Raw genomic sequence first — 23,276 nt, 5'->3', positions numbered from 1 at the left:
GCGTTGCAGCCCATCGCGACCTGCGGTCGCTCCTACAGTAGCCGGCGTACACATCCCCCCGTAGGAGCGAGCGCAGCTCGCGATGGGGCGCCCAGCGCCCCCTGCAACCTGTGACCCAACGCTGGTATCGCTGGAGCTGCGTTGCAGCCCCTCTACGTACAACCCAACCCGCGAATGGCCCCATGTACCGGCCACGGGTATCGCAACTCCCACTGCCACGCATGCAGCACAATCTGCTCAAGCGCCGCATAGGCCGGCTGCCACCCCAGCACCTGCATGGCCTGGGTGGCATCGGCCACCAGCCTGGGTGGATCGCCGGGCCGGCGGGGGGCGTCCAGGGTGGCGATGGACCGGCCGGTGACCGTGCGCGCCGTGTCGATCACCTGTTGCACCGAGAACCCCAGGCCATTGCCCAGGTTAAATGCAGCCCGCTCACCGCCCGCCATCAGGTAATCCACGGCCAGTGCATGGGCCGCTGCCAGGTCGTTCACGTGCACGTAGTCACGGATGCAGGTGCCGTCGGGGGTGTCGTAGTCCCGACCAAACACCGTCACGGCTTCACGCCGCCCCGACGCTGCCTGCAGAATCAGCGGAATCAGGTGCGTCTCCGGCTCGTGCCGCTCGCCGAGCAGGCCTCGCGGGTCTGCGCCCGCTGCGTTGAAATAGCGCAGGCACACAGACTTCAAACCGTATGCCCGGTCGAAATCTTCCAGTATCTGCTCCACCATCCACTTGCTCAGCCCATACGGGTTGATCGGCGCCTTGGGGTGCGCTTCATTGATTGGCACCGCCTGCGGGTTGCCATACACAGCAGCGCTTGACGAAAACACCAGGTGCCTGACGCCGGCACTCACCATCGCCTGCAGCAGGGCCAGCGTTGCGGCCACGTTGTTCTGGTAGTACTTGCCGGGTGCACTGACAGATTCGCCCACCTGAATGAACGAAGCAAAGTGAAACACCGCATCAAACCGGTACATGCCGAACAGCAGGTCCAGCGCCGCCTCGTCGGCAATGTCCAGCCTGGCCCAGCAGATACCAGGGCCGGGTGATACCAGGTCGGCGACTACTACCTCATGGCCTGCCTCCAGCAGGTGGCTGACCATGTGCGAGCCGATATAGCCCGAACCCCCAACCACCAGATACCTCATGCCCACCTCCGCGAAGCTGCCATTGACGCATGCAGTGAACTGCCCCAGGAACGTGCAGGTGGGTCACAGGTGACCTGAGCGTAGATGGCCATATGCCCTATTTCAAGAACAGCCAATTGGACATGTAGCTGCCATCCAGCGTGATGCGGTAATGCCCATCCTTGTAGCTGACCGGCAGCGGCTTGAGCTGGGCCTGGGCATCTCGGGCGAACAGTTTGAGGCCGGCTGGTGCCTTGATGCTCAGGTCGGCCTTGAGCGGCTCGACGTAGAAGGGCGTCTTGTCATCGGCCTTGGGGACAGCGCGGGTGCCCAGCGACAGCAGCAGGCTGCGGGATTGGCCCAGAGGCTCGCCGTCCAGGCTCTGCACTGCCACGCTGGCATAAGGCGTATGGGCCTTGATCTCGATGGCACCCAAGGTGAGGGTGCGCTCGCCCAGCCAACCGGTAGCCGCCTGGGTCAGTGGTGTGTCGATGGTGTAGATGCCCTGTTGCCAGTTGCGCGACAGCTCCCCCGTGTCACTGACGACGTGGCTGGCATCGGCTGGCAGCAACGCTTGCCCAGGGTCGACCAACACCTGCGCATCAGCGGGCACGGCGGCAGGTTTCAGCCATGGCAGTTCTGGCGTCACCGGCAGCGCGATCTGCAACTGGCCCAGGCCCACTGCCGTGCGCAGCAGTGCCGAGGTGCGTGGGGTGATCTCCTGGTTGTACAGGGTGGCAGGTGGCGGGGCGAACACGTAGTGGGTCTTGGCCAGTTGCACATCGCCGCGGCGGTACAACAGGGCGGCTGCGGGCAGGGTGGCGAGCATGGCCGGGTCGTTGTAGGCATGCCAGTTGTCCGCGGTGCGCCAACCGGGGTTGAACGCCTGCTGGCTGTAGGCGTATTGCAGCATGGCGTCCCACCCTTGGTAGCTGGCGGTACCGGCCACGTACAGCGGCAGTGAATGGCGGTCGGGCAGGGGGAATGGCTCGGCATTCCACTCGGTGACGGTCAGCGGCTTGCCGACCACCTGGGCAGCCGCCAGCCAGTCGATCATGCCATCGCTGGTGAGGGGGTTCTTCTCCAGCTGGCCGCCGGCACCATAGCTGTGGGCATCGATCACATCGCCCACGCTCAACGCGGGCAGGGCACTCAGCCCATTGCCACCCCAGGTGCTGGTGGTGGCAATCGGCACCCGCACCCCCAGGCCCCGCAGGTGCGCGATCATGTCGGCGTTGAAGCGCTGTTCCAGGTCATTGAGAAACAGCTTTGACGGGCCGTGCTCCCAGGCGCGCCAGGTCTGGTCCGCTGGCAGGTCGTGCTGCCTGGCGAACGCCCTGGCTGCAGCCATGAAGCGTTCGCTGTGCTGCGGTACGCCCTTGTCGGGCAACAGCGCGTTGCCGTAGTGCTGGGTAATGTCGTTTTCGTTGGTGATGAGCACGGCGGCGATGGCCGGGTCATCCTTGTAGGCAAGCCCGGTGTAGGCATTCACGTGGGTCAGGTATTGCTCGGCAAAGCGCTTCATCGCCTGCTGGATGCTGGCGTTGTCGTAGGCGTAGCCCTTGAGGTCAACCCGGTCGCCGCCCTTGGCCAGCTCAGCGAAATCATCAATGCCGTCGGCTGCGGTAAGCGCCCTTTGCACATGCATGTCCAGCCAGATGTAAATGCCTTCGTCCTTCAACGCCTTGATCCACAGGTCGAGCTTGCGCAGGGCTTCGGCGTCCAGCTGGCGGGTATCACGCACACGTGTGCCATCGCCGAACACGTTGGGGCTCACCCAGGGCGAGTCGTGGTGGTGCAGGCGCACCAGGTTGAACCCCAGCGCCGACAGCCGCTTGGCTTGCTGGCGAATCTCTTCGTCGGGGCTCTTGAACAATGAGTAGGCGGACAGGTTGGTGCCCCAGAAGCGCACCGGGGTGTTGTCCTCGAACACCAGTCGCTCGCCCTCAGCCTTCAGGAAGCCGTGCTTGCCGGCAGGCTTTTCCTGGGCGTTGAGAAACGACAGGTCCACCGGGGAGGTGCGCCAGTCCAACTGGTCGTCTGGCCAGCTGGCGGGGTCTACCAGGCCAAAGCGTTCAGTGGCCGTGGGCGCAAGGGCGATGTCGCCGGTCACGTTGAGCACGGCTTTTATCTGCTGCTTGCCCGGGGTGATCGGGTCTTTGTACAGAAAAGCGCGGAGCTCGGCCGGGTTGCCCCGCTCGAAGTAGATTTTGGCCAGTGGCGGGTCGAAGCGCATTTCCACGCGCCGCCCTTTGTCTGCATTGCCCCACGACCAGCCGCTGTTGCCGGGCAACAGTTGTGGCGGGCCCATTTCGCCACTGATCTGGGCAGGGTCGAACTGGAACATGATGCCGCCACCCATCACCCCGGCCTGGCGGCTGTGGGCGGTGAGGTCGAAGGCCCAGCCGAGGGTTTGTGGCTGTTCTTTACCGATGCTGGCCTGCAGGTCGAAGTCCAGTGCCTTGTTCTGCCCTTGCAGGCTGTACTGGTAGGGGCCGTCTACCTTGAACGCGGTCTGGAAGGCCGTCCAGCTCCAGTTCCCTGCCCAGAAGTCGAACTTGGCCGTCATCACGGGCCCGCCGCCCCGGGTCACGGTGGGCAAGCCAGTGCTTTCATCGACACTCACTTGCCAGGCCGTCGCCCACCCGGCCAGTGGCAGCACGGCCAGTGCGGCCAGGGTAGAAAGGCGCAGCAGGGATCGCAGCCGGTGCGGGGTCATGGCAAGTTCCTGGGGAGGGAGGGCCTGGGGCCGGTGGCGGGGTCTGCCAGCGGCAACGCCTGGCGCTGGTGAAGCCTGCGCACCATGTGCACATAGGCCACACCAATGCCCGCGATTGACCAGTACACGATGGGGATGAAGGTAATGCTGCTGACGGTGAAGATGATGACCAGAATGCCGACCAGCGTGGCCAGCAGCACCCGGCCCAGCTGCCTTCGCTCGTCGTTCTTGTCTTCGAAACTGCGCATGGCCTTGTAGATGCCATGCAGCACCACCGCGAAGAACGCCACGAACAGGCCCAGGCCCACCAGCCCCACCCGCAGCGCCAGGTTGATGTAGGTGTTGACGATATCAATAATACCTTCGCCCTGGATCATCGACTGCATTTCCGGCGTGTTGCGGAAATCGAACGAGCCGAACAGCGGATTACGCTGGATGACGATCCAGGCGTTGTCCATCAGCCGTTCGCGATAGGTGATGTTTTCTTTTTCCAGGTTGCCAATGAATGGCAGCAGGTCCAGCACCTTGTCACCACCCGGTACCACGCTGAGCAAGGGCAGGGCGAGCATGCCGGCCGCTGCCAGCAGCGTCAGTCGCTTTACCGCCCCCCTGCCCAAGGCAATGAACACCGCCACGATAACCACCGCGCCAATCCACGGCCCCCGGGACAACGGCGCAAACAGCCCGGCAGCCAGCAACAGTGCGCCCATCAGCCGGTGAAGCGGGCGGCGTACGTACCCCTGCACAAACAGGAACAAGCCAATGGCTACGCTCATCACGTAACCCAGCACGATGGCCTGCCCGGTAGTGACGCTGGCACGCAATGCCCCGCCCCGGCTGAGGTAACCGGACAGGGTCCAGGGCACGCCCATGGCGTCGATCAGCGCGCTGTAGAGCAGCCAGTGCCGCACGTATTCGGCCACCGCAATGATCGCCAGCACAAATGACACCAGCACGAAGGCCAGCATCGCGTCCTTGAACTCACTGAGCTGGCGCAGCCCACGGCTGGCAACGTAGTAAGGCAGGAACACATCGATGTACAGGTACAGGGCCTGGCGCAGGGTGTCGGTGAGCGTGGTTTCGCGCAGGTACAGCCCGCCCATCAGCAGCAGGCCGGCTGCCAGCAGCCGGTCGGCCCAAGTGCGGCCAAAGCGCAGCCCATCGGTTTGACGGCGCAGTGCCAGGGCAGCCGGCAACAGCACGCACAGGGTCAATAGCCGAATGTGGTTGAGATCGACCAGGTAGTTGACCACGCCAAATCCCGGCACCTGTACTGCCGCAGGGGGGATCAGGAACAGCAGCATATAGAACAGCGCCGTTGGGTTGTGCTCCCGGCGCCCGGCCAGGTACAGGATGACGCCCGCCGCAATGACGTACAGCCAGAAGCTCTGGGACACGAACGCCAGCACCGTCAACACGAACCACAGGTTGCGCCTGCGCTTGAAGTCGGCGGGTGGAATCAGGTCGGTGGCTGGCCGGCGAGCCAGCACGAAAACCACGGTTGCCAGAAACAGGATGACGATCAGCGCGCGTAAATGTTCAGGCATCGGCTATGTACACCTTTCCCTTGGTGGGCAACGGCTAGCAACGTGGCTAAATGAAACTATAGTGACTTTTAGCCATTCAGTCAGAGATTGAACGCATGCCGTCGATTGATGTGCCAGCCGCCGCCAGCCTGCGCTCGCGGGCCCTGCATGCCGGGTCGTGGAACCTGGTGTCGCAGGTGGCATCGCAGTTCATGCGCCTGGGTGGCAACCTGATCATGGCGCGCCATCTGCTCCCTGAAATGTTCGGCGTGATGGTGATCGCTACCACGGTATCCGTGCTGCTGCACTTGCTCTCAGACGTGGGCCTTCGGCAAAACATCATCCAGAGCCACCGGGGCGATGACCCTGCGTTTCTCAATACCGCCTGGACCGTGCAGATCATTCGCGGCTTCACCTTGTTCGCCCTGACCTTGCTGCTGTCGCTGCTGGCCTGGCTGGCCCAGGTGGAAAATGTGTGGCCTGCCGATTCCACCTATGCGGCGCCGGTACTGCCCTGGGTACTGGCAGCCACCGGCCTGTCTGCGGTCATTTGGGGGTTTCAGTCGACCAAGCTGGATGTGGCGGTGCGCACCTTCCAGCAAAAGCGCGTGGTGCTGGTAGACCTGGCTTCGCAACTGGTCGGCTTGCTGGTGATGCTGGTGCTGGGCTACCTCACCCACTCCATCTGGGCGCTGGTGATCGCCGGGCTGGTGTCGGCGCTGGTATGGACGGTGCTGGGGCATACCGCACTGGAAGGCCACGGCAACCGGCTGCAGTGGGACCGCAGTGCGCTGACCGAGCTGATTGTGTTTGGCCGCTGGATCCTGTTGTCATCGATGGTAGGGGTGCTGGCCATGTACGGCGACCGCATCTGGTTTGGCGCCAGCATGACGGCTGCGCAACTGGGCGTGTACTCCATTGCGGTGCTGATCCTCGGTGCCGTGCAGATGGCAATCATGAAGGTGGTGGGGGCCGTGGCCCTGCCCGCATTCAGTGAAGCGGCGCGTGCCGATGACCGGCCGCGCCTGAACGCCCTGTACCAGCGCTTTCGCCTGTTGGTAGACCTGCTGGTGCTGTTTGTCTGCGGTGGCTTCCTGACCGCCAGCCCACTGCTGATCGGCTGGATGTACGACGAGCGTTACAGCGAGGCTGGGCCGATGCTCGCGATTCTTTCACTCTCTTTCCTTACATTGCGCTATACATTGGCGCACCAGGTATGGATTGCCCTGGGGCTGACCAAGTACCAGGCCATGGACAACATCATCCGCCTGGTATCGCTGTGGGGGTTGCTGCCGCTGCTGCTGGCCCTGGGCGGGGTGGACTGGGCGATCTGGGGCGTCGCCCTGCATACCGCCCCCACGCTGGTGTTGATCGTGTACGTGAATTGCAAGCTGGGGATATTCAGCCTGAAACGTGAACTGGCGGTGCTGCCGATGCTGCTGGTCGGCGCCCTGTGCGGGGCATTGCTCACGGCGGTATTCGAGCGGCTGTAGTGGGGCAGGCAAGTGTAACTTTCTTGGGGACGGGTCGGGTGATCATGGGGAAGCTGACAGTGTGTGCGTCGCAAGTGGGTCGTAGGGGCTTTCTGCAGAGTTGCGTACTGTTGGGCGTGGGCGGCGCAGTGTTTGGCCCCCGGGCGGTGCTGGCGGCCACGCCTGCCGGGCAGGCCGGCTTCGTGGTGATCAACGGCTGGGTGTTGCCCGCCCGGTACTTTCGGGACCAGCCGGCATGATTGCCGATTATCAGCAGCAGAAAACGCTGCGGGGCAGCTATGACGTGTGCATCATCGGCGCAGGCCCTGCGGGCATCACCCTGGCGCTGCGCCTGGCAACTGCCGGCCACAGCGTATTGCTGGCCGAGGGCGGCGGGCAGGAATATTCGCCCCGCTCCCAAGGGCTGTACGCCTGTTCATCCAGCGGCCTGCAACTTTATGCCGAGGAAGCCCGGCTGCGTTACCTGGGCGGTACGTCCAACCATTGGGCAGGCCGCTGCCGACCGTTCAGCCCCTCGGATTTCACGATCGCGCCCCCGGGCGACCTGCCGGGCTGGCCCATCCCCTATGGGGAAATCGAGCGTTATTTGCCGGCGGCGATGGACATTGTCGACCTGCCTGCCGGCGCGCCGTTCAAGGCCATCAATACCGGCCTGGATGGCGGTGAATTCGACCCGGACCGCTTTCTGCTCAGCCCACCCACCCGGTTTGCGCAAAAGTATGCCACGGCCCTGGAGCAGACCGAGGGCCTGGACGTGTTCCTCAACTGCAATTGCGTCGACCTGGAATTCGACAGTGCCGCTGGTCGCCTGGCGGCAGTAGTGCTGTCTGATTACGAGGGCAACCGCCAGCGCCAGGTGGCGCGCTATTTCATCCTGGCCGCGGGCGCCATTGAAAATGCCCGGCAGTTGCTCAACAGCCAGTCGCTGGCAGATGCCGGTGTGATCAGCCAGGGCGGGCTGGTAGGCGGGTGCTTCATGGAGCACCTGAACGTCGACATGGGTACCTTTATCCTCAAGCCCGGGCTGGACCAGGAAGCCCGCGAGTACTACACCACCGACGCCTTCGTCGAGCAGTACAAGATCGGCAAGGGCAACGTCAGGGCCGCGCTGCTGGCTGAGGTGCAAACTTACGGCCGCACGGCCGAGGTGAAGCATTTTCTGGAAAACCTGGCGTGTGACATGGGCGTGGCCGGCAAGGTGGAGTTCGTGGCCCGCTTCAGTTGCCCGGGTGATGGGGTGATCAGCACCATGATCGAGCAGTTCCCCAGCCTGCAAAGCCGTATCTCGTTGCTGGAGCAGAAGGACGCCCTGGGCGTGGCCAAAGTCAACGTCAACTGGGTCCTCACCGCCGAGGACCGCAACACCATCAAGTGCATCGGTACCACGCTGGCCACCCAGTGGGCCGACATGCAGCTGGGCTTCGTCAGGCTCAACGACTACGTCTACGACACGTCAATACCGCTGAAACTCTCGCCCCACGCCCACCACATGGGCACCACCCGCATGGCCGCTTCACCCCAGCACGGGGTGGTGGACACCGATTGCAAGGTATTCGGCACCGACAACCTCTATGCGGCGGGTAGCAGCATTTTTGCCACCGGCGGTGCTTCCAACCCGACCATGCCGCTGCTGCAATTTGCCGTACGCCTGGCCGAGCACCTTGACGGGAGGATCAGCGCAGCCCGCAGCGCAGCGGCGTAATAAAGCGACAGGGCATGAGCGCGCACCGGTCAGCAACCACAAGAACGAGACCGTGGCGCTTCAGGGAAAATTTGGATTGCATTGATCGCGAGGCCAGGCAGCATGATCGGATGGATACGCAGAGCCGTGACGCACTATGCGCACTCCACAGGGCGAGGACGCGCGTTCTACAAGAAATTCTGCAACCCTTCCGGGTTGGAGTGGGGGGCTTACCTGGCCCGCTGGGGTGGCTTTCATTCGGTGGGCAGTAACTTCTATGTCAACCAGGGCTGCAACATCACCGACCCATCGTTGGTGCGCATCGGCAACAGTGTGGGGTTGTCCGACTGCACCCTGATCGGGCACGACGGGGTGGTGCTGCTGATCGAGCACCGCTTCGGCAAGCACCTGGATTCGGTCGGTTTCATCGACATCAAGGACAACTGCTTCGTCGGCCACGGCGCCATCGTCATGCCCAGGGTGACCATCGGCCCGGAATCGATCGTGGCCGCAGGTGCCGTCGTGACCAAGGACGTGCCGCCCGGCACGGTGTATGGCGGTAACCCGGCCACCTTCATCTGCACCACCGACGCGCTGATCAAACGGGTGGAAGCCCGCTGTGAGGCCTACCCCTGGATCGACATCGTCAAGCAGCGCAACGGCGCCTACGACCCAGAGGTCGAGCCACTGCTGATGGCGCAGCGGCGCCAGTACTTCTTCGGGGACAGCGACAATGGCTAAGCCCGTGGATGTGCTGGTGGTCAATTTCAACACTGGCGCTTTGCTGCAGCCCATGTTCGACGCCCTGCGGCACGCCGGCAGCGATGAGCTGGCCCGCTACCTGGTGGTCGACAATGCATCTGCCGACGACTCCGTACGACGCCTGGCCCAAGTCTGCCCCGACGCTGTAGTGCTGGCCAACCAACAGAACGTAGGGTTCGGCCGCGCCAACAATCAGCTGTTGGCGCACCTGCAAGGCCGCTATGCGTTGCTGCTCAATACCGATGCGTTCGTGGCTGCCGACACCTTGCGCAAAACCTTGGCGTACATGGAAAGCGACCCCCAATGTGGGGTGCTCGGCGTCAGGCTGGAAGGGCGTGATGGCGACTTGCAGCCAAGCTGCCGGTACTTTCCCACCCCGTTGAATGTGTTTGCAGGGCGCACAGGGTTGGGGCGGTTTTTACCCGGGCTGAAAATGGTCGACGAGATGGGCTGGGACCATGCCTCGGTACGCGAATGCGACTGGCTGCCAGGCTGCTTCTACCTGGTACGCCGTGAAGTGCTGGACCAGGTGGGCCTGTTCGACCCACGGTTCTTCCTCTATTACGAAGAAGTGGACCATTGCAAGCGGGTCAAGGCGGCGGGGTGGAAGGTGGTGTTCTACCCCGACACCACGGTGGTGCACATCGGTGGCGAAAGCTCCAAGTCGGTAGCCGAATTGGAGGCGGCAAGCCGGCAGATCTCTGCTTACCAGATCGAAAGCGAGCTGCTGTACTTTCGCAAACACCATGGCATTGCCGGCCTGGCCCTGCACATGCTGCTGGTCAGCCTGGGCGACCTGGTGTTGGCGCTCAAGGCCTTGCTCAAGCGCCGGGGGCGGGCTGCAGTGCTGGCCTGCTGGCGCCACAGCAAGGCGACGTGGTCATTGCTGCTCAAAACCCGCTACGCCACCCAACCCACGAGGTAGTACGCGCCATGTTCGAGAATATTCGTGCCGACCTGCGTGCTCATGGGGGCGATTGGGGCGCCCAGGGGTTCTGGGTGCTGCTGGTGTACCGCTTCGGGCGCTGGCGCTACGGGGTGCGCCCGGCCTTGTTGCGCAAGCTGTTTTCGTTCATCTACAAGGTGCTGTTCAAATTCGTGCAGATCATCACCGGCGTCGAGTTGCCCTGCGAAGCGGTGATCGGCCGCAATTTCGTCATCGACCACTTCGGCGGCATCGTCGTCAGTGGCTATGCGCGCTTCGGTGACAATTGCCGTATCCGCAATGGCGTGGTCGTGGGGCTGAAACGGGTGGACAGGCCGGTGGCGCCGGTATTCGGCGACAACGTGGATATCGGCACCGGGGCCAAGGTGCTGGGGGATATCCGCATCGGTAACAACGTGATCATCGGGGCCAATGCCGTAGTGCTGGTGGATGTGCCGGACGACTGCATTGCGGTGGGGGTACCTGCCACGGTCAAGGCCAGGCGCACAGCCGGTGCGGAGGCTGTCGAGTGAGCGTTACGCCCGAGCTTGGCGTAGTGGTGATTGGCCGCAACGAAGGCCAGCGCCTGGCGCGCTGCCTTCAGTCCCTGGCTGAGCGCACCGATAGCGTGTTGTACGTGGACTCCGGGTCCACGGATGGCTCCGTGGCACTGGCGCAGAGCCTAGGTGTTCAGGTGCTCGCGCTGGACCTGCGCATCCCCTTTACCGCTGCCCGCGCCCGCAATGAAGGCTTTGCAGCCCTGCTGCGGTCAGTGCCGGGCTTGCACTGGGTGCAATTCGTTGACGGCGATTGCGAGGTGGCCCCGCGCTGGCTGGCTACCGCCCAGGCCTTTTTGCAGCAGCACGCCGATGTAGCCGTGGTGTGCGGGCGCCGCCGCGAGCGGTTTGCCCGGCAAACGCCTTATAACCTGCTTTGCGACATGGAGTGGGACACCCCGGTGGGCGAGGCGAGAGCCTGCGGTGGCGATGCATTGATGCGGGTACAGGCCTTTGACGCCGTCGGTGGGTTTCGGCCAGGCCTGATTGCGGGCGAGGAGCCTGAGTTGTGCGTACGCCTGCGGGCTGCAGGCTGGAAGGTCTGGCGCCTGGACGCCGAGATGACCCTGCACGACGCGGCCATGACCCGTTTCAGCCAGTGGTGGCGGCGCTCCCAGCGGGCCGGCTTTGCCTATGCCGAAGGCGCGCAACTGCACGGTGCGCCCCCTGAGTGGCATTGGGTGCAGGAGTCACGCCGGGCATGGCTGTGGGGCCTGGGCGTACCGTTGGTGGTGGTGCTGGCCTGCCTGGCACTGGGCGCCTGGGGGTTGCTGCTGCTGGCTGTGTACCCGCTGCAGGTCGTGCGCCTGGCCCGTCGTGGTCAGCGCACCCCCAAGGAAAACTGGCTGCAGGCGGTGTTTCTGGTCATTGGCAAGTTCCCGGAAATGCTGGGGCAGCTGAAATTTTGGCGCCAGCGCCTGCTGGCCGGCAAATCGACGTTGATCGAGTACAAGTGAGAGCCCACCGATGATGCTCGGCACCCTCGTCAAAAGCGTATCCAGCCTGCAACCGGGTTACTCGTTGCGGGCATTGAACAGCAAGCGCCGGCTGGTGCAGCAGATGCTCATCCACCGCCATGACCTTGGCCGGTTCATGCAACGCATGCAGGCGGCGTTGGGGCCTGATTGCTGGCAGCGGCTGGGCATGGACGGCATAGGCGTCGTGCAATGGCCGTACATCAGCCGGGGCTGGGCGGCGCCGCGCCGGCTGGAGGCGGTGGCTGCGCATTTTGAAGTGGTGGCTGGCCAATTTCCGTACCTGCTTGTGGAGGGCCGGGATCAGTCCATTGTGCTGTATGACCTTTCTGCCCACTCTGCGGGTTGCAGCCTGGTACTGGACCGCCCAGTCTGGTTCAAGCGCGAGGGCGAACTGGTGCTGAACCTGTTCCAAGGTGACCTGCGGGTCGCTTCGCTGGCGTTCACTCTTAGCCGCAGCGAAGGGCCGCTGGTGATGTTCGTCGGTGCCGTGCAGGGCATCCACAAGGGTATCGACAGCGACACCTCGCTGGCCATCTACCGCGACCTGACCAAGGATTTCGAAGGCCTGCGCCCCCGCAGCCTGCTGCTGGAGGCGCTCAAATGCCTGGCCCGGTGCCTGGGCGTGGCGGAAATCAACGCCGTGAGCGACGCCTACCGCCACCATCGGCACGCCTATTTCGGCAATGACGAGGGCAAGCCCCTGGCAGCGGACTATGACGTTATCTGGCAGGAGAGCGGCGGCATGGCGTCGCATCGTGAAGGCTTCTTCGCCATACCCTTGGTGGCCGCGCAGCGCGCCGAGGCGGACATCCCGGCCAAAAAGCGTGCTATGTACCGGCGCCGGCATGCGCTGTTGCTGGAGGTTTTCGCAGGTTTGCAGGCGGCATTGGCGGGCGCGGGTGGCAACCATGAACTACAAGGTAGACAGGGGGATGCATGCGTAGAGCGTGCATCGGCAGTGGGCAGACCGCCGGTGATCGACAGCCAGGAACAGGGCTGACACAGGCGCTAGGCCATCAAGCGGGTTTGGATCTGGATTCGTATGCGTATCGCCTACTTCATCAATCAGTACCCGAAGGTGAGCCACAGTTTCATCCGCCGCGAGATCCTGGCGCTGGAGCGCCTGGGTGTGCAGGTGCAGCGTCTGGCGCTGCGGGGTTGGGATGCCGAGGTGCAGGATGCCGAAGATGCCAGCGAAAAGCTCAAGACCCGTTACGTGCTGCAAGGCGGCTTGCGTGCATTGATCGCACCCACCTGGCACGTGCTGCGCCACCAACCCCGGCGGTTTCTTCAGGCACTGCGCCTGGCCCTGGGCATGGGCCGCCGAGCCGACCGGGCCTGGCCCTACCATGTGATCTACCTGGCCGAGGCCTGCCAGTTGCTGCAGTGGTTGCAGGCCAGTGGCGCCAGCCATGTGCATGCCCATTTCGGCACCAATTCGGCTGAGGTAGTGATGCTGGCCAACGCACTGGGTGGCCCTGCGTACAGCTTTACCGTGCACGGGCCTGAAGAGTTCGATAAACCGCAGTTTCTGCACCTAGGTGAAAAGGCCCGACGCGCCGCGTTCGTGGCAGCCGTCAGCGCCTATGGGCGCAGCCAGTTGTACCGTTGGGTGGCCCACGAGCATTGGCCCCGGATAAAGGTGGTGCATTGTGGCCTTGAGCAGGCCTTTCATGCGGTACCGGCTGTAGAGGTGCCCGCCGTGCCCAGGCTGGTGTGCGTGGGGCGTTTGTGCGAACAGAAGGGCCAGTTGCTGTTGCTGGAGGCGGCGCGCAGGCTCGCCGCCAAGGCGACGGCGTTTGAGCTGGTGCTGGCAGGTGACGGCGAGATGCGCGTGGCGATCGAGCGGCTGATTGACCGCTACGGGCTGCAGCGCCACGTACGGGTTACAGGGTGGATCAGCAGCGCACAGGTGCGTGAAGAAATCCTCGCAGCACGCGCCTTGGTTTTACCCAGCTTTGCCGAGGGCCTGCCCGTGGTCATCATGGAGGCCATGGCCTTGCGCCGGCCGGTACTCACTACCTATGTGGCGGGCATCCCCGAACTGGTACGCCCTGGTGAAAATGGCTGGCTGGTGCCGGCTGGCGATGTGGATCAACTGACCGAAGCCATGGCTGACTGCCTGGCGCAACCGGTGCAGAACCTGCAGCGCATGGGCGACGCGGCTTACCACCGTGTATTGCAACGCCATGACATCGATACCGAGGCGGCCCGGCTGGCCGGTTATTTCAAGGCAGACGCATGATTAGTGTATTGGGTGGGTTGCTGGGCGTGCTGGCGTTGATCGCCCTGGTGCCGGTGCTGGTGCTTTTGCTGCAGGTGGTGCTGGCATGCCTGCCCGCGCGCCGGCAACGGCCGATGGCCGGTGGTGCAAGGCCGCGGGTGGCGGTGCTGGTGCCCGCCCATGACGAGGCGTCGATCATCGCCACTACCCTGGCCAGTATCACCCCCCAGCTGCTGCCCGGCGACCGAGTGCTGGTGGTTGCGGACAACTGCACCGATGACACCGCGCGGCGGGCTGGCGTTGCCGGCGCTGAGGTGGTCCAGCGCCAGGACGCAGAGTTGCGTGGCAAGGGCTATGCGCTGGACTTCGGCCTGCGCCACCTGGCAAGCCAGGCCCCGGACGTGGTGATGGTGGTGGATGCCGACTGCGTGATGGGCGAGGGCGCCATCGAGCGCCTGGCGCGCCGTTGCGTCGAGGCGGGCAGGCCGGTGCAGGGGCTGTACCTGATGCGCGCTCCGGCAGGTGCAGGGGCGAAAGTGCAGGTTGCCGAATTTGCCTGGCGGGTAAAAAACCTGGTGCGCCCACGGGGTTGGGCCCGCCTGGGGTTGCCGTGCCAGCTGATGGGGGCAGGCATGGCGTTCCGTTGGCAGGACCTGGCGGGGGTCGACCTGGCCAACGGCCACTTGGTCGAAGACATTAAACTCGGGCTGGACCTGTGCCAGCAGGGCAAGCCCCCGCTGTTCTGCCCCGAGGCGTTGGTGAGCAGCCAGTTCCCGGTGAGCCAGCAGGGCCTCAACAGCCAGCGCACCCGTTGGGAGCATGGCCACTTGGGCCTGATTCTGGCCGATGCCCCAAGGCGGGCCATGGCCGCGGTGCAGCAACGCAACGGTGACCTGGCAGCCCTGACCCTGGACCTGCTGGTGCCACCTTTAGCGCTGCTGGTGCTGGCCTTGCTCGGGCTGAATCTGCTGACCTGGCTGGCCTACGCCGTGCTGGGCCTGGCAACGCCGGCCTGGCTAGCACTCTGGGCGCTAGTGTTGCTGGCGTTTGCCGTTGGCCTTGCCTGGTTGCGCTTCTGCCGGGAGGTCATTCCGTTCTCGGTGCTGCTGTACGCGCCTTTTTATGCTGCCCGCAAAATCCCGCTGTACCTGGGCTTTCTGATCAAGCGCCAGGTCGAGTGGGTGCGCTCCAAACGGGATGACGACTGATGCCTCGACGACTTTGGCGGCAGCGCTGGCAGCGCATCATCGATCAACTGCAGGTTGTGCAGAACAATGACGCAGCCCAGGGGCTGCTTGCGCAACTCGCTGCCCCCACTGCGCCTACCGTACTGGGTTTCGTCAACGCCCATGCCATGAACCTGGTAGTGCGCGACAGCGCCTACTGCCAGGCGCTGCTGTCAGCAGGCGTGCTGCTGCGTGACGGTTCGGGCATGGCCATTCTGTACCGCAGGCTGGGGCTGGCGCCGGGCCTGAACATGAACGGCACCGACTTCATCCCCAGGCTGCTGGGGGCGTACCGTGGCCGCCGCGTGGCGTTCTGGGGCACGCGCCAGCCCTACCTGGGCCAGGCCGCGCAGCGCTGCGCGGCTACCTTTGGGGTACAGCCGGTGTCGGTGCACGATGGGTTCGCCGCCATCGACACCTATCTGGAGCTGGCCGGCAAGCATCGGCCCGACCTGATCGTACTGGGCATGGGCATGCCACGGCAGGAAGCCGTGGCGGCAGCGCTGGCCGAAAGCGGCCAACCGTGCCTGATCATCTGTGGCGGGGCGATTCTGGATTTTCTGGGGGGCAAGGTCAGCCGTGCGCCGGGCTGGCTGCGGCGCTTCGGGCTGGAGTGGTTGTACCGCCTGGTGCGAGAACCCAAGCGCCTGTTCATGCGCTATGTGGCCGGTAACCCGCTGTTTCTGCTACGCACCCTGCTGTTCAGCAGCCGCTCGCCATGATGCTACAGTGAGATCAATGCATCGGCGCTTCACCCGCTTCGCTTACGCTGTTTTCAGGTTGGCTGTTTGATCGCTGGCAGTTGCCAGGCACTCACCGAAGAGGTCTGAAATGGTTTTCGAACCCCGAAGCAGCCGTTCGTTGCTTCAGCGCAGAAGCAGTGTGAGCAACGCCATTCAGGCGGGCCTGGACGGCATCGCCGTCACAGGGATCGCCTGGTACCTGATCTACGACCAGTTTGGCTACATCACCTCCGACTACGTGATCATGCTGCTGTTGCTGATCGGTGCCCTGGCCGTCATCTATGACCATTACGCCATCTACCGCACCAATGTCAGCTTGTCGATCAAGGCGTTTCGCCTGTTCAAGGCCTGGTCGGCCACCTTCTGCTTCCTGGTGGTGATGGCGTTTCTGACCAAGCAGAGCGAAACCTATTCCCGGCTGTTGGTGGTGCAGCTGTTCATTATTGGCTACATCGCCCAGCTTTTTATGCACATCGCCGTGCGCGAGTTGCAAAAACGGTTCACGGCCCACGCCCGCCTGGAAAACGCCCTGATCATCGGTGAGGGTGACCTGGCCAATTTCCTTTACCAGAAAATCAGCAACAACCCGTGGTTCGGCGAACGGGTGCTGGGCTGCGTGCTGCTGGGCCCGGCCCCTGCCGACGCACCAGAAGCCGCCGAGGCCAAGCAACGCCTTCCGGTGCTTGGGCATATCGGCGAGCTGGACGACATCGTTGCCCGCCATGCCATCCGCACCGTCTACCTGGTGACCCCCCTGGGCGGTTCCGAGGTGATCAACCAGGTGTATTTCAAGTTGCTGGACAAATGCATCGCCGTGAACTGGGTGCCCGATATCTTCTCGCTGCGCCTGATCAACCACAGCGTGCGTGAAATTGCCGGCATCCCGGTGCTGACGCTTTCCGAAACCCCGCTCACCGGCATGAGCCTGTTCCTGAAAAACCTGGAAGACAAAGTGCTCGCTGCGCTGATTCTGCTATGTGCTTCACCGGTGCTGCTGGCGGTGGCCCTGGCGATCAAGCTCGACAGCCCGGGCCCGGTGTTCTTTCGCCAGGAGCGCACGGGTTGGACCGGTGAGTCGTTCCGTATCTGGAAATTTCGCAGCATGCACGTGCACCAACCGGATGGCGGGGAGATCAAGCAGGCGCAGAAGCACGACCCCCGGCTGACCAAGGTGGGCGCGTTCATCCGCCGCACCAGCCTCGACGAGCTGCCCCAGCTGTTCAACGTGCTGACCGGCGAGATGTCGCTGGTGGGCCCCAGGCCCCATGCCCTGCAGCATGACACCCTGTATTCGCCGGACATCGTCGACTACTTCGCCCGCCACAACATCAAGCCCGGCATGACTGGCCTGGCCCAGGTGCGCGGCTTCCGGGGGGAGACCCGGGACATCGAGCAGATGATCCAGCGCGTGGATTCGGACATCGAATACATCAACAACTGGTCGCTGTGGCTCGACTTCGTGATCCTGGTGCGCACCCTCAACGCCTTCACCGGCAAGCACGCCTATTGAGTGGGCGTCGGGCCCTGGCCCAGCGGGTGCAACTCGCGAAAGCTGTGGGCCTCGGCCACCAGCCAGTCATGCACGGCCCGCGCGCCGGGTTGGTTCAGGCCGCCAGGCGGGTAGTGCACCACATAGCGCTTGTGGTTGGCGATGGCCACGCCAAACGGCACGATCAGCGCGCCACGTTCCAGCTCGTCATTGAGCAGTGTCCGCCGGGCAATGGCCACGCCCAGGCCGGCAATGGCCGCCTCGATGGTGAGGTGGTTGCGGTTGAAGGTGTGCCCGCGGCGCACATCCTGCGCGGCGGCGCCGATACCCTCCAGGTAGAACTCCCATTCTGCATACTCCGAGCTGCCCCGCCAGGCGGTGATGTCGTGCAGCAGCGGGTAGTGCACCAGGTCGGCCGGCCCGTGCAGGGGCGGGCGGCCACGCAGCAGGCCGGGGGAGCAGACCGGGAAGATCTGCTCGGCCAGCAGCGGGGTAGAAAGCATGCCGGGGTAACTGCCATCGTTCAGGTCGATGGCCAGGTCGAAGTCCCCCGGGGTCAGGGCCTGGGCACTGTCTTCAGCCACCAGCCGCAGTTCGATGTCCGGGTAGCGTTGCTGAAAACGCGGCAGGCGCGGGGTCAGCCATTTGGCCAAAAATGACGGGATCGAGCGCACCCGCACGGTCCCGCGAATTTCACCTGCGTCCAGGCGCAGCAGTTCGGCCTCGATGCTGCCGTAGGCCTCAGCCACGGTCTGCGCCAGGCGCTGGCCCTCGGCGCTGAGCTCCACGCCACGCGCCCGGCGCACGAACAGGCGATACCCCAGGCGTTCTTCCAACTGGCGCATCTGCTGGCTGACGGCCCCGGGGGTGATGTGCAGCTCCTCGGCGCAACGGGTGAACGACAGGTGCCGCGCCGCGCAGGCGAAGACATGCAGCCAGACAAACGATTGGCCAGTGAGTTGATGTCGCATTGTTTAGCCCTGCTAAAGCCTTGCTTAGGAAGTATCGTTGGTCATTCCAGAGAATGAGGGCCAGTATTGCCTATAACAGGAGCTAGCGCCCATTTTCTTCGCAAATCTGTTGCATGCCACAAGGCATCCACCGGTCAGGTTTTAGCATGGCTATCAGTGTTTTCGACCTCTTCAAAATCGGCATAGGCCCCTCCAGCTCACACACGGTGGGCCCGATGCGCGCCGCGGCAACCTTCGCCCAGGCGTTGCGCGAGCAGGGCCTGCTGGCCCGCGCCCAGCGTGTCGAAGTGCGTCTGTACGGTTCGCTGTCGGCAACCGGGGTAGGGCATGCCACTGATCGGGCATGCCTGCTGGGTTTGATGGGCCAATGGCCTGATCGCATCGACCCGGCCACCATCGACTCGCGCATCGGCCAGGTGTTGCAGGAGCGTTGCCTGATGCTCGATGGCAGCCAGCCGCTGACCTTCGACTATGCGCAAGACATGCTGCTGCTGGACGAAGACCTGCCGTACCACCCCAATGCCATGCGCCTCGAAGCCTTCGACAGCGGCGCCAGCCTGCTCAGCCAGACCTATTACTCGGTCGGCGGCGGCTTCATCGTCGAGCAGGCAGAAATCGACCAGCCGGCTGGCGATAGCCAGGCGGTGGCCCTGCCATACGAATTCGACAGCGCCGAGCAGTTGCTGAGCCTGTGCAAGCTTCACGGCCTGAGCGTGGCCCAGCTGATGATGGCCAACGAACGTGCCTGGCGGCCTGAGGCAGACGTGCGCGAAGGCCTGCTGCGGATCTGGGCGGCCATGCGTGAGTGCGTGAACAACGGCTTGCGCAACGAAGGCATCCTGCCGGGCGGGCTGCATGTGAAGCGCCGTGCGGCAAAGTTGCACCGCAGCCTTCAGGAACTGGGCAAGCCCAACGTGATCGGCTCTACCCTCAGCGCCATGGAGTGGGTCAACCTGTTCGCCCTGGCGGTCAACGAAGAAAACGCAGCCGGCGGGCGCATGGTCACGGCGCCCACCAACGGTGCTGCGGGTATCATCCCCGCCGTGCTGCACTACTATATGAAGTTCAACCCCACGTCCTCTGATGCCGATGTGGTGGACTTCCTGCTGGCCGCGGCAGCGGTGGGCATCCTGTGCAAGAAGAACGCCTCTATTTCCGGTGCGGAAGTGGGTTGCCAGGGCGAGGTGGGTTCAGCCTGTTCGATGGCTGCCGCCGGCCTGGCGCAGGTGCTGGGGGCAACGCCGCCGCAGCTGGAAAACGCGGCGGAAATTGCCCTGGAGCATAACCTGGGCCTGACGTGCGACCCGGTGGGCGGCCTGGTGCAAGTGCCCTGCATCGAGCGTAACGCCATTGCTGCGGTGAAGGCGATCAACGCCGTGCAGATGGCCTTGCGCGGCGACGGTGAGCATTTCATCTCGCTGGACCGGGTGATTCGCACCATGCGCGACACCGGGGCAGACATGCACGCCAATTACAAGGAAACGTCCCGAGGGGGCCTGGCCGTCGCCTTTGTGGAGTGCTGATGCCCCTATGGCGCTTAGCGCGCCAGCGTGCCTTTGAACAACCCGCGCAATTGCTCGTTGCCGGCATCGATCAAGTGGTTGTCGTCAAAATACAGCGGCACCCCACCCTTGGACCCCATGCATTTCCCATCAGGGCACAAGTACGGCACCGGGTCGATGACCTTGGCGTTGCACGTGGCCGCCGCCGTGTCCATGGCTGACAGCGCCAGGCGGTTGCGGGCCAGGTAATCCGCCAGTGGGGTTGAGATATCAGCCTTGATGCCCAATACCCGCGCCTGCAGGCTCAACCCCTTGTAAACACTGAACGGCATTTCCGGGATGGGCTTGACGATGTAAACGGGCCGGTGGCTTGCCAGCATGCAGACCGTGTCGGTGTAAGCCTGGATGAACCGCTGCTCGAACGCACGGCTGCCTTGGCCCTGTACCCCTTCGAAGTACAGGCTGTAACCGCTGTGGCGACGCGGGTCGGTGTACAGCGCCGCGCGGCTGAACAGGAACAGCGGCACCCCCTGATGCTCTGTTTGCAGTATCGCGAACTTCTCGGCATTGAACGCCTTGCAGTTGCGCTCGACCTCCTTGTTGTTCATCTGGAACTCGATCAGGGTAGGGCAGCCCGCGCGGGCCCAGCCAAGCGCCGCCTGATCGGTTTCCAGCATCAAGGCCGCCGCAGTTGATTGGGCGTGGCTGTCCCCCAGCAGAATGGCTGTGATTTCGCCAGAGCCCAACTGGCATTGCGAAGCGCCGAATGCGTTCGGTGTGCACTGCTGGGTATACAGCTTGCTTTCGTATTCCGGTTTTCCGTCTTGCTTAACCCAGCGCACCTGAGGGTTGTGCTTGACCGCAGAACCCAGCGCGCCGGCAGCGGCAACCACCACCAGGCCCATGCCAACGTAGCGGGCAAGGCCCATGGCTGGCCGTGCCACTTTGCGTGTTCTGGCCTCGACGCCATAGTAGGAGAGCGCACCCAGGCCCACCGACAAGAACATAGCGACCGTGGTCGCCAGCGTGTTTTCCAGCAGCCCGCAGGTATACAGAAACACCACCAGCGGCCAATGCCACAGGTAGATTGAATACGAGCACTTACCCAGAAACTGCAGCAACCGGTTGCGTGCGAACGCGCTGTTTGAGTTGGCCTGGATCACCAGCATGGCACCGGCAACGGGCACCAGGGCCAGGTAACCAGGCCAGGCAGCGTCGTGTGGCAGCAGCACCAGGGCAGCGCCAATCAGTGCCAGCCCTACGGTTTCAGAGGCGGCCACCGCCCGCCCCGAAAGCTTCAGCGGGTACAGGTACACCAGCCCGCCGGCAATCATTTCCCACGCCCGGGTAGGCAACAGGAAGAACGAACCTACAGGGTGGCTGGCGCTGCAGGCCATGGACGCCGCAAGGGAACAGGCTCCCAGGGCCGCCACCATCAGCTTCACCTTACGAAGATTGCCCAGCCTGAACAGGGCCATGAGTATCAGCGGGTACAGCAGGTAGAACTGCCACTCCACCGACAGCGACCAGGTGTGCAGCAGCCAGTTTTCCTGCAGTGGGGCGTCGAAGTAGCTGCCGTCCTTGGCAAAGTAGTGGTTGGACGTGAACAGCAGGCTTTCCTTGGTGGTGCGCAACAACTCCCGGTAGTCGTCCGTGGGCAGGAAGAAGTAACCGAACACGGCCAGTACCACGCACAGCGCGGCAAGCGCGGGAATGATCCGGCGCGCCCTGGCGGCATAGAAGGCGATGAGCGAGAACTGCCCGGCTTGCAGGCCGGTGGCGATGATCCGGGTCATGAGATAACCCGAGATCACGAAGAACACATCCACACCAATGAAGCCGGCGCTCAGGCCTGCGGTCTTGAAGTGGTAGAGCACGACGGAGATCACAGCCAACGCCCGCAAGGCGTTGATGTTCTTGTGGAACTGCATGGGTGAGGAATCCTGAACTAACCGGGGCAGCACTGCCCGCTTCCCTTTGAACGCCCGCTGGGGTAGCGGGGCGCTTTTTTAGCGGGGCAGGTTAGCACAGGGCCTGCTGCGCAGGGCGTTAACCGAGCGCTTCGCGCAGGCGGTACCAGAGCATGCCCATGGCCAACAGCGGCGAGCGCAGGGCCTTGCCGCCGGGGAAGGTGAGGTGGGGGACGGCGCTGAACATGTCCAGGCCCTGGCTGTGGCCCACGGCTATACCCTCGGCCAACAGCTTGGCGGTCCAGTGGGTCACGTTCAGCCCATGGCCCGAATAGCCTTGGGCGTAGTAGACGTTGGGGTGCTGGCGCAGCCGCCCCACCTGCGGGAACCGGTTGGCCGTGATGCCGATCATGCCGCCCCACTGGTAATCGATGCGTACGTTGGCCAGCTGCGGGAACACGTTGAGCACCTTGGGCCGCATGTAGGCGCCGATGTCCCGAGGGTCGCGCCCGGAGTAGTGGCAAGCGCCCCCGAACAGCAGCCTGCGGTCCGCCGTGAGGCGATAGTAGTCCAGGCCCACTTTCTGGTCGCACAGGGCCATGTTCTGCGGGATCAGGCTGGTTGCCAGCGCCTCGGGCAGCGGCTCGGTGGCCACCACATAGCTGCCGGCTGGCAACACCTTGCCGCTGAGCGTTGGCTCCAGGCCCTCCAGGTGGGCATTGCAACCCAGTACCAGGTGCTCCGCCTGCACGCGGCCGTGGGCGGTGTGCACGGTTACCCGTGGGCCGTGTTCGATGCGCAGTACCGGGGTTTGCTCGAAGATCTGCACGCCAAGGCCTGCCGCCGCACGGGCCTCGCCCTGCACCAGGTCCAGCGGGTGCAGGTGGCCGGAGCCCATGTCGACCATGCCCCCGGCATAGCGATCGCTCGCCACCACCTCATGCAGGCGCTCGGCGCTGACCAGGCGGGTTTCGGGGCGATACCCCAGGCTGGCCAGGTCATCCTGCTCGGCGACGAACGCTTCGAACTGGGCGGGGGTGTTGGCCAATTCGCAAAAGCCCCAGCGCAAGTCGCACGCGATGCCATAACGGGCGATGCGCTCGGCCACCAGGGTGACCGAATCGATGCCGGCCTGCTTCAGGTAACGCACGCCCTCCTGGCCCACATGCCGAGCAAAGCCCGTGACGTCATGGCCGATGCCACGGATCAGCTGGCCGCCGTTGCGCCCACTGGCCCCCCAGCCGATGCGCCGGCCTTCCAGCAGCACCACCGACAGCCCGCGCTCAGCCAGCTCCAGGGCAGTGTTCACCCCGGTGAGGCCGCCGCCGACCACGCACACATCGGCGCTCAGGTCACCCGCAAGGCTGGGGTAGGGCGCCGGTTGCCGGGCGCTGGCGGCATAGTACGAGGCAGTGTGTTGGCTCTGTGCAGACATGGGTATTCT

At 64.1% G+C, this 23,276-nt stretch carries 19 protein-coding genes; 13 read left to right on the top strand and 6 right to left on the bottom strand.

The genetic code is table 11. The annotated features are described in order from the left end of the window. Window positions 1-152: 152 nt before the first annotated feature. The 3 genes from galE to IAE33_RS15580 all read right to left on the bottom strand — a co-directional run bounded on the left by galE (window position 153) and on the right by IAE33_RS15580 (window position 5,393). Entirely contained in the window at window positions 153-1,148 is a 996-nt protein-coding gene (gene galE, locus IAE33_RS15590) for a UDP-glucose 4-epimerase GalE (RefSeq protein ID WP_201164174.1), read from the bottom strand. 97 nt (window positions 1,149-1,245) lie between these two features. Next, window positions 1,246-3,846, bottom strand: a complete 2,601-nt coding sequence (locus tag IAE33_RS15585; protein WP_201164173.1) for a cellulase family glycosylhydrolase — start codon at window positions 3,844-3,846, stop codon at window positions 1,246-1,248. Continuing rightward, window positions 3,843-5,393 carry an O-antigen ligase family protein gene (locus tag IAE33_RS15580; RefSeq protein ID WP_201164172.1) on the bottom strand — a complete coding sequence of 517 codons (1,551 nt, stop codon included), beginning with the start codon at window positions 5,391-5,393 and terminating at the stop codon, window positions 3,843-3,845. The genes IAE33_RS15585 and IAE33_RS15580 overlap by 4 nt, the downstream gene beginning before the upstream one ends. A 95-nt stretch (window positions 5,394-5,488) precedes the next feature. Between IAE33_RS15580 and IAE33_RS15575 the strand changes: the two genes are divergently transcribed. The 12 genes from IAE33_RS15575 (at window position 5,489) to IAE33_RS15520 (ending at window position 17,470) form a co-directional block, all read left to right on the top strand. After that, complete coding sequence (locus IAE33_RS15575; RefSeq protein WP_201164171.1) at window positions 5,489-6,865, top strand: oligosaccharide flippase family protein; 1,377 nt, start codon at window positions 5,489-5,491, stop codon at window positions 6,863-6,865. A gap of 44 nt (window positions 6,866-6,909) precedes the next feature. Beyond that, complete coding sequence (locus tag IAE33_RS15570; protein WP_201164170.1) at window positions 6,910-7,104, top strand: hypothetical protein; 195 nt, start codon at window positions 6,910-6,912, stop codon at window positions 7,102-7,104. Next, on the top strand, window positions 7,101-8,567 hold the full coding sequence (locus IAE33_RS15565) for an FAD-dependent oxidoreductase (RefSeq protein WP_201164169.1): 1,467 nt from the start codon (window positions 7,101-7,103) through the stop codon (window positions 8,565-8,567). Before IAE33_RS15570 ends, IAE33_RS15565 begins: the two co-directional genes overlap by 4 nt. A 102-nt stretch (window positions 8,568-8,669) precedes the next feature. Then, window positions 8,670-9,287, top strand: coding sequence for an acyltransferase (locus IAE33_RS15560; protein ID WP_028634076.1), 618 nt, complete (start codon window positions 8,670-8,672; stop codon window positions 9,285-9,287). Further along, window positions 9,280-10,233 carry a glycosyltransferase family 2 protein gene (locus IAE33_RS15555; RefSeq protein ID WP_201164168.1) on the top strand — a complete coding sequence of 318 codons (954 nt, stop codon included), beginning with the start codon at window positions 9,280-9,282 and terminating at the stop codon, window positions 10,231-10,233. Before IAE33_RS15560 ends, IAE33_RS15555 begins: the two co-directional genes overlap by 8 nt. Before the next feature lie 8 nt (window positions 10,234-10,241). Further along, window positions 10,242-10,766, top strand: a complete 525-nt coding sequence (locus IAE33_RS15550) for a serine O-acetyltransferase (RefSeq protein WP_201164167.1) — start codon at window positions 10,242-10,244, stop codon at window positions 10,764-10,766. Beyond that, complete coding sequence (locus IAE33_RS15545; protein ID WP_201164166.1) at window positions 10,763-11,746, top strand: glycosyltransferase family 2 protein; 984 nt, start codon at window positions 10,763-10,765, stop codon at window positions 11,744-11,746. The genes IAE33_RS15550 and IAE33_RS15545 overlap by 4 nt, the downstream gene beginning before the upstream one ends. A 10-nt stretch (window positions 11,747-11,756) precedes the next feature. Next, window positions 11,757-12,767, top strand: coding sequence for a DUF535 family protein (locus IAE33_RS15540; RefSeq protein WP_201164165.1), 1,011 nt, complete (start codon window positions 11,757-11,759; stop codon window positions 12,765-12,767). A 42-nt stretch (window positions 12,768-12,809) separates the two neighbouring features. Continuing rightward, window positions 12,810-14,012 carry a glycosyltransferase gene (locus IAE33_RS15535; RefSeq protein ID WP_201164164.1) on the top strand — a complete coding sequence of 401 codons (1,203 nt, stop codon included), beginning with the start codon at window positions 12,810-12,812 and terminating at the stop codon, window positions 14,010-14,012. After that, window positions 14,009-15,199, top strand: coding sequence for a glycosyltransferase family 2 protein (locus tag IAE33_RS15530; RefSeq protein WP_201164163.1), 1,191 nt, complete (start codon window positions 14,009-14,011; stop codon window positions 15,197-15,199). Before IAE33_RS15535 ends, IAE33_RS15530 begins: the two co-directional genes overlap by 4 nt. Further along, complete coding sequence (locus tag IAE33_RS15525) at window positions 15,199-15,939, top strand: WecB/TagA/CpsF family glycosyltransferase (RefSeq protein WP_028634069.1); 741 nt, start codon at window positions 15,199-15,201, stop codon at window positions 15,937-15,939. Before IAE33_RS15530 ends, IAE33_RS15525 begins: the two co-directional genes overlap by 1 nt. Before the next feature lie 109 nt (window positions 15,940-16,048). After that, a complete protein-coding gene (locus IAE33_RS15520; RefSeq protein WP_201164162.1) occupies window positions 16,049-17,470 on the top strand; it encodes an undecaprenyl-phosphate glucose phosphotransferase in 1,422 nt (473 codons plus the stop codon). Here the strand turns inward: IAE33_RS15520 and IAE33_RS15515 are convergent. Further along, entirely contained in the window at window positions 17,464-18,420 is a 957-nt protein-coding gene (locus IAE33_RS15515; RefSeq protein ID WP_201164161.1) for a LysR substrate-binding domain-containing protein, read from the bottom strand. The two genes, IAE33_RS15520 and IAE33_RS15515, sit on opposite strands and share 7 nt — an antisense overlap. Before the next feature lie 146 nt (window positions 18,421-18,566). On the opposite strand from IAE33_RS15515, the gene IAE33_RS15510 reads away from it, so the two are divergent. After that, window positions 18,567-19,943, top strand: coding sequence for an L-serine ammonia-lyase (locus IAE33_RS15510; protein ID WP_201164160.1), 1,377 nt, complete (start codon window positions 18,567-18,569; stop codon window positions 19,941-19,943). A 14-nt stretch (window positions 19,944-19,957) separates the two neighbouring features. Here IAE33_RS15510 and IAE33_RS15505 read toward each other — a convergent pair whose 3' ends face one another. Together IAE33_RS15505 and IAE33_RS15500 are read right to left on the bottom strand one after the other, a co-directional pair. Beyond that, window positions 19,958-21,853, bottom strand: a complete 1,896-nt coding sequence (locus IAE33_RS15505) for an acyltransferase family protein (protein WP_201164159.1) — start codon at window positions 21,851-21,853, stop codon at window positions 19,958-19,960. Window positions 21,854-21,971: 118 nt separating this feature from the next. Next, window positions 21,972-23,267 carry an NAD(P)/FAD-dependent oxidoreductase gene (locus IAE33_RS15500; protein ID WP_201164158.1) on the bottom strand — a complete coding sequence of 432 codons (1,296 nt, stop codon included), beginning with the start codon at window positions 23,265-23,267 and terminating at the stop codon, window positions 21,972-21,974. Between the last annotated feature and the right edge of the window lie 9 nt (window positions 23,268-23,276).

This window comes from Pseudomonas sp. S60 (assembly GCF_016647865.1).
Taxonomy (GTDB): Bacteria; Pseudomonadota; Gammaproteobacteria; order Pseudomonadales; family Pseudomonadaceae; genus Aquipseudomonas; species Aquipseudomonas parafulva.
This window is presented reverse-complemented; position numbering and strand designations above follow the sequence as displayed.

What these genes read in the sequence shown, in the direction of transcription:
- IAE33_RS15535 (WP_201164164.1), top strand. Translation starts at nt 12,810, where the DNA reads ATGCGTATCGCCTACTTCATCAATCAGTACCCGAAGGTGAGCCACAGT.
- IAE33_RS15505 (WP_201164159.1), bottom strand. Translation starts at nt 21,853, where the DNA reads ATGCAGTTCCACAAGAACATCAACGCCTTGCGGGCGTTGGCTGTGATC.
- IAE33_RS15560 (WP_028634076.1), top strand. Translation starts at nt 8,670, where the DNA reads ATGATCGGATGGATACGCAGAGCCGTGACGCACTATGCGCACTCCACA.
- IAE33_RS15585 (WP_201164173.1), bottom strand. Translation starts at nt 3,846, where the DNA reads ATGACCCCGCACCGGCTGCGATCCCTGCTGCGCCTTTCTACCCTGGCC.
- IAE33_RS15540 (WP_201164165.1), top strand. Translation starts at nt 11,757, where the DNA reads ATGATGCTCGGCACCCTCGTCAAAAGCGTATCCAGCCTGCAACCGGGT.
- IAE33_RS15575 (WP_201164171.1), top strand. Translation starts at nt 5,489, where the DNA reads ATGCCGTCGATTGATGTGCCAGCCGCCGCCAGCCTGCGCTCGCGGGCC.
- IAE33_RS15525 (WP_028634069.1), top strand. Translation starts at nt 15,199, where the DNA reads ATGCCTCGACGACTTTGGCGGCAGCGCTGGCAGCGCATCATCGATCAA.
- IAE33_RS15570 (WP_201164170.1), top strand. Translation starts at nt 6,910, where the DNA reads ATGGGGAAGCTGACAGTGTGTGCGTCGCAAGTGGGTCGTAGGGGCTTT.
- IAE33_RS15500 (WP_201164158.1), bottom strand. Translation starts at nt 23,267, where the DNA reads ATGTCTGCACAGAGCCAACACACTGCCTCGTACTATGCCGCCAGCGCC.
- IAE33_RS15555 (WP_201164168.1), top strand. Translation starts at nt 9,280, where the DNA reads ATGGCTAAGCCCGTGGATGTGCTGGTGGTCAATTTCAACACTGGCGCT.
- IAE33_RS15530 (WP_201164163.1), top strand. Translation starts at nt 14,009, where the DNA reads ATGATTAGTGTATTGGGTGGGTTGCTGGGCGTGCTGGCGTTGATCGCC.
- IAE33_RS15510 (WP_201164160.1), top strand. Translation starts at nt 18,567, where the DNA reads ATGGCTATCAGTGTTTTCGACCTCTTCAAAATCGGCATAGGCCCCTCC.
- IAE33_RS15520 (WP_201164162.1), top strand. Translation starts at nt 16,049, where the DNA reads ATGGTTTTCGAACCCCGAAGCAGCCGTTCGTTGCTTCAGCGCAGAAGC.
- IAE33_RS15515 (WP_201164161.1), bottom strand. Translation starts at nt 18,420, where the DNA reads ATGCGACATCAACTCACTGGCCAATCGTTTGTCTGGCTGCATGTCTTC.
- IAE33_RS15550 (WP_201164167.1), top strand. Translation starts at nt 10,242, where the DNA reads ATGTTCGAGAATATTCGTGCCGACCTGCGTGCTCATGGGGGCGATTGG.
- IAE33_RS15565 (WP_201164169.1), top strand. Translation starts at nt 7,101, where the DNA reads ATGATTGCCGATTATCAGCAGCAGAAAACGCTGCGGGGCAGCTATGAC.
- galE (WP_201164174.1), bottom strand. Translation starts at nt 1,148, where the DNA reads ATGAGGTATCTGGTGGTTGGGGGTTCGGGCTATATCGGCTCGCACATG.
- IAE33_RS15580 (WP_201164172.1), bottom strand. Translation starts at nt 5,393, where the DNA reads ATGCCTGAACATTTACGCGCGCTGATCGTCATCCTGTTTCTGGCAACC.